The 5134-nt window shown below is 42.0% G+C and carries 6 protein-coding genes; 2 read left to right on the forward strand and 4 right to left on the reverse strand.

Features of this window, described 5'->3' with window-relative positions; translation table 11 throughout:
• Positions 1 to 528 (forward strand): hypothetical protein (locus tag WBM98_RS14375; protein ID WP_424366716.1); only part of this gene is annotated, 528 nt, incomplete at its 5' end.
• A gap of 34 nt (positions 529 to 562) precedes the next feature.
• Positions 563 to 2770 carry a hypothetical protein gene (locus tag WBM98_RS14380; RefSeq protein ID WP_424366717.1) on the forward strand — a complete coding sequence of 736 codons (2208 nt, stop codon included), beginning with the start codon at positions 563 to 565 and terminating at the stop codon, positions 2768 to 2770.
• 85 nt (positions 2771 to 2855) lie between these two features.
• Here WBM98_RS14380 and WBM98_RS14385 read toward each other — a convergent pair whose 3' ends face one another.
• The 4 genes from WBM98_RS14385 to WBM98_RS14400 all read right to left on the reverse strand — a co-directional run.
• A complete protein-coding gene (locus WBM98_RS14385; RefSeq protein WP_424366718.1) occupies positions 2856 to 3299 on the reverse strand; it encodes a nuclear transport factor 2 family protein in 444 nt (147 codons plus the stop codon).
• Positions 3300 to 3315: 16 nt separating this feature from the next.
• The gene (locus WBM98_RS14390; protein ID WP_424366719.1) at positions 3316 to 3744 is read right to left on the reverse strand and encodes a putative quinol monooxygenase; all 429 of its coding nucleotides are present in this window, start codon (positions 3742 to 3744) and stop codon (positions 3316 to 3318) included.
• 13 nt (positions 3745 to 3757) lie between these two features.
• Complete coding sequence (locus WBM98_RS14395; protein WP_424366720.1) at positions 3758 to 4822, reverse strand: alpha/beta hydrolase; 1065 nt, start codon at positions 4820 to 4822, stop codon at positions 3758 to 3760.
• 16 nt (positions 4823 to 4838) lie between these two features.
• On the reverse strand, positions 4839 to 5134 hold a 296-nt coding region (locus WBM98_RS14400; RefSeq protein WP_424366721.1), incomplete at its 5' end, for a cupin domain-containing protein.

The raw sequence follows: 5134 nt of genomic DNA on the forward strand, positions 1-5134 counted from the left end.
ATGTTGGCCATAAAAAATGAGCTGTCTCAATACCTAAAGACAAAAGAAATAGACTCAAATCTTGATGTCTATGTGTATGAGTCGAGATTAAAAAGCTTGATTAAACAAATTGGTTTAGGTGTAAAGAATGCGTTGGTTGCCAATGTTGATGGTATTATTCGCGAGGCGCCCTGCTTGTCCAGTTTTGGACCTGAACATGGTCGCGATTACCTTGCTGGTCGTGGAATTATGATGCGCTATTTAGGCAATGATGAAGAAAGAAAGCTTATCGACGTTGATTTGACCGAAAACATTGAAAAAACGGTAAATGCCATTTGGGAAACCCGTGATAAAACCAATAATCAATTTCAACCCGAATTTACCAACGTTGAAAATGACAAGCTTTATGTAGAACAGTTTAGGGAGCTTTGGGGCTTGGCGGATGAGGTTTATAAATGGGATATTGCAACCATGAAGGAGAAAAACAAAAATGGCGTTTGCCAATCTGTTGGTTTGGATGTATTAGGGGCAGCACTTCGTTTAAAATAATTTAAAGTGTAAATAAAAATTCTAAAAAAACGATATGATACTTAAACCTACGAGTAACCGGATTAGATTAACACTGTTTTTTGCTTGTTGTTTTCTAGTTATAACATTACAGGCGCAGAAAGTCAATACCCCCGCCGACCCGGCGTATTATGCTATGGATAGGGAAGATATTTCGTTTGATGATGAACACGTACTTTTATTCAACCATAGGGGGTTTGTTTCCCCACGACAGTACAGTGTAACGCAGTTCACGAATATTTGGTTCTTGCCTTTAGGCTCACCACGTTACGAATTCAATTTAAACTTTTTTGACAAAGGCACAGGACGGTTAATAGAGGATGACGTTCCTACAAAATGGAAATCATGGATAGATGATGGGGGTAGTTACGATCCTTTGGGCTCCAATTTTCGGCCGAATTCCCCATCGATAATGGTTACCCAGGATGAAAAATGGCAACCCAACCAATATACAAGAACCGCCACATTCCACAAAGAATATAACAAGAAGTGGGTTAGTTTTTCCGCAAAGAGTTGGACCAATGTGTCTTTTGATGATGATGAAGTATTTATAAAACTTACCCTTACCAATCGCAATTCAGAAAATTTGGAAATGACGATCATTCCCAATCAGGTAGCCGAGGTTATGGAGCGGTATTCCAAAAAGGGAGCCGTAAAGGGTTCAAACAAAGCGGATTCCCTTGACGCTTTTACCTTAGGAAGTCAATTGGCGCACGCTAGGGTATCATCATCGATCAAAGAAGTTAGCGATAAGGGATTTGAAATTAATATAAAACCAGGGGAGACCGAATCCTTTTATTTCGCAGTACAGTTCTATGAGCCAAAAGATGGGACACCAGCTATTTACCAGTCAGATATTAAGGAGCGCATGGAACGTGCAGCTAAAAAGACACGTGATATGTTGTCCTGGGCCTATGATAAACTGCCAAAATTCTCAAGTACGAACAAGCAGCTAGAGGAGTATTATTACCGTTGTATGCTTTCTGTATTGATGAGTCGCTATGAGAACCCAAGCTTTATTTCAGAAGTATTTTGGGCGGTAGGGACATGGCCTTATACCATAAGTTGGGACACATCCTATGCTTCCGATGTCATCGCCATGCTGGATCCTCAAAGTTTGAAGGGGGCTATCCTGACCGATTTTGAACAAGTGCAGTTGAAAAGGACTTATGTAGGTTGGAACGGGGCTCATTGGGATATTCTGTACATACAAGAGCCGTTTGCACTTCAACTCATGATCGAGGCCTACATTCGGCATACAGGGGATTATTCCATTTTTGACGAAAAAGCGGCAGGGGTTTCCGTATGGGAGTGGATGCAGCGCTGGGTAACCGAATTACAAACCCATTATACCAATGATTTAGGGTTGATCGATGTTGGATACAATACGGAGAAAATTATAGAAATCCGTACCGATGGCTATAATCATGCCGTACCGATCACAAATACCTTGACCATTGATTTATTATATACCATGTCCGATTGGGCAAAAAAGAGAAACGAGAAGAAATTAGGGCAAACGTATTTCAAGGATGCCGAAAAGCTGAAGGGTCTTGTGAATGAATATATGTGGAACGAGGAATTAGGTTGGTTCGATAATTACTATCCAGACGGCACCAAAGGCACCATATGGACCTATCATTTATTCGATTTATTGGGTACGGATTTTCTACCAGACCATCAAGCTTATCGTTTGGTAAGTCATTTGCAGGAAGGTGAGTTTCTAGGTAAATATGGGATGTATTCCATTGCTCGCAGAGACACTGTGCATTGGGACTTGATTGATTCCGATTGGGGAGGCGGAGGCCAGTATGCCGGAATGCCGGGCCGTATTTCCCGTAATCTGTACCAAAAAGGTTTTGCCGGTAAAGGTTGGGATGTACTTAAGAGAAATAGTAGATATGTTCATCATTTTCCATACCTACCACAGAATCCCCGAACCGATGTGCCCGAACAAGATCGCTCTTCCATGCCATTGGAAATTTCCGCCGGAGCTGGTTTGGAAGCCATTGTTTTTGGGACATTCGGAGTAAAGATGGAAGAAAATAAATTGACCATAAAACCATTTAACCACGAAGATATCGGCGAGGCAACACTTACTGATGTCATCTGGAAAGGCAGAAAGTTCGGAATTCAATTGACCCGCAAAACATTCTCAGTCTATGAAGGGGGGAAGTTGATCGCTACAGAATTTTATGGGGAATCGGTTCGGATCGACCAATAGTGTTAGCGGTTCGTAAACTGTAATACCTCAATTTGTTTTGCTCACTTTTAAAATCTTATAATAACACTTTTCTATTTTAAGCAATTTAATGGTCAGGTGTAATTAGTTTGCTAAACGTCAAATCAGCCAATTTCCAATTGTTGTTTTCCTTTACATATACTTCTGTCACCATAAAAGGGTTGGTCACTTCGTTGTTCCCCACAACGGCCAAAAGCGTGATTCGGTTCCAAAGTAGAACGGTATTTTCATTCAATACTTCTACCATGACCTCATGGACGTCGGCTTTCTTATAATGGATGCCCCCACTTCTGATAATATCCACCTCACGCTCCTTACTCCAGGTACCGCCCATATGTACAAATTTTGCTCTGTCATGGAAAAGTTCGGCTAGTTTATCCACATTCTTTTCGGCCATCCATTGCCATTTTTGCTTGGAAAGTTCCTTGATTTCTTGTTCAACCGTCGTTTCCTGTGCAAAAGAAGGTACACTAATTAGTAATATAAAGATTCCGATTACAAGTGTTCTCATTTTATTTTTTTTTAAGTTATTGTTTCAATTTATTAAAAATAATGGCCATAGATTCGGGGTCAATGGCTTGCATTTCAATCAGTTTTAATTTCTTGACCATCTTCAATGTCGTCTCTTTGTAGTGCTTGAAATGAGGCGTTAGTAAATGTGATTCGTACGCCGCTTTATTGGCATAGATTTCCAAAAGTCTTATTTGCGTCGGATTCTCTTTTTGATACATAGGATAAATGCAAATGACCCCGGACTCCAACCGTACCGATGCTTCTGCTTCCTCTTTTAGGATATTAAGGTACTCGTCAATAGCATTTGGATCAATTTCCAATTCGGCGATCCGAACCATCATTTCTCCTTTAGCAACATCTTTTTTTTCCATATTGGTTTCTTGTCCAAAACAATTTAATGATACAGCCAAAAGTAATAGTATGCCGATTTTTTGAATTTTCATATTAGGTCTTGTTTTAGTCCAGTTCTTTTTCTTTTAACCACGCTGACATCAGGTCGGCCACTTCGACATTGTTGAGGTCAGAGAATGGAAAATGGGTGTTGCCCTTGATACCTATTTCTGGCAGATGTACGACGGTTACATCGCCACCATGTTTGTTTACCGCATCGCGCCACTTTTTTGCCATTTCAAGTCGTACACGCCAACCGTCCGTTCCGGGGTTGGGGTCATACACTTCAGGGATAAAATCCCCATAGTAAATAACAATGGGAATTTTCGTCAGTTTCATGAACTCATCTTTCGAAACACCAACGGCTTCCAACGGCCCAGCAGAGCTTTCCAATGCTGGAGGCACTTCACCCTCTGGAAATGGGAAACCCGATCCAGGTTCATAGGAAACTATCGCCTTAATGTTTGGGTTTTTCATGGCGGTCGCCCATCCAAATCCTCCCGAATGGGAATGGGTCACTAGTATGCCTTCCCCAATTTTATCAAAAAGTTGTGATGCGGCATCCGTAATGACTTCGGTATCAAATCCCCCAATATTGGGCGTCATTTGCCGGAAATATTGGTTTAGCGTTTCCTCGTCCTGGGCAAACTGTACCTCAGGGAAATATTCGGGCCATATACCAATTCGAAATATGTTGAACCAAAACTGCTCATCAGGGGTAGGGGTTATGGTCGCCTCCTCAGTACTTCGCCCTGCATTTCCCCTTCTTGGTTGGTTCATCAAATAGACACTGAAACCACGTCTTAAAAAAATATTCTGATAGCCCTCACGCCCGTCGGGCGTGGTTTCCCAGGTCTTTGAAAACTGGCCGATACCGTGCCACATGACCAAGGGATATTTTCTCGCATCAACAGGAATCTGATAAAAGATATAGGCATGGTCCCCGTGAAAGGTCTGGCCCTCCGGAGTCCGTTTGATGGCGTCAAAAGTACCCCGGTTTTCGATAACGCTGCCGCCCACGGCAAAACTGCCCTGGTCTTGGATAACCATAGGCTCTTTTTGCGCAAATAGGTTCGACACCATGACCATAGAGATACCAATGGATAGTATTGTTGCTTTTGAGTGTTTCATTTGTTTTTATTGATTTCTAATTCATGTATTCTTCATCAGTAACGCCTTCCATCCATTCCGTAGGGCCGTCGACACGGCTGGTAATGGCGATTTGAATAAATTCTTTATCGGCACTTGCCCCGTGCCAATGTGGGAGGTTTGCCGGACATTTGACCACATCCCCTTTATGCAGCATTTTTTTAGCACTTCCCTTTTCCTGATAATAGCCTTCGCCATCCAAAGCCATTATAATTTGTCCGTTTGGATGGGAATGCCAATTAGACCTTGCCCCGGGATTAAACGTTACCGTTCCCACAGAATTTTGGTTCACAC

This window comes from Maribacter sp. (genome assembly GCF_049667165.1).
Classification (GTDB): domain Bacteria; phylum Bacteroidota; class Bacteroidia; order Flavobacteriales; family Flavobacteriaceae; genus Maribacter_A.

What these genes read in the sequence shown, in the direction of transcription:
- WBM98_RS14380 (WP_424366717.1), top strand. Translation starts at nt 563, where the DNA reads ATGATACTTAAACCTACGAGTAACCGGATTAGATTAACACTGTTTTTT.
- WBM98_RS14385 (WP_424366718.1), bottom strand. Translation starts at nt 3,299, where the DNA reads ATGAGAACACTTGTAATCGGAATCTTTATATTACTAATTAGTGTACCT.
- WBM98_RS14390 (WP_424366719.1), bottom strand. Translation starts at nt 3,744, where the DNA reads ATGAAAATTCAAAAAATCGGCATACTATTACTTTTGGCTGTATCATTA.
- WBM98_RS14395 (WP_424366720.1), bottom strand. Translation starts at nt 4,822, where the DNA reads ATGAAACACTCAAAAGCAACAATACTATCCATTGGTATCTCTATGGTC.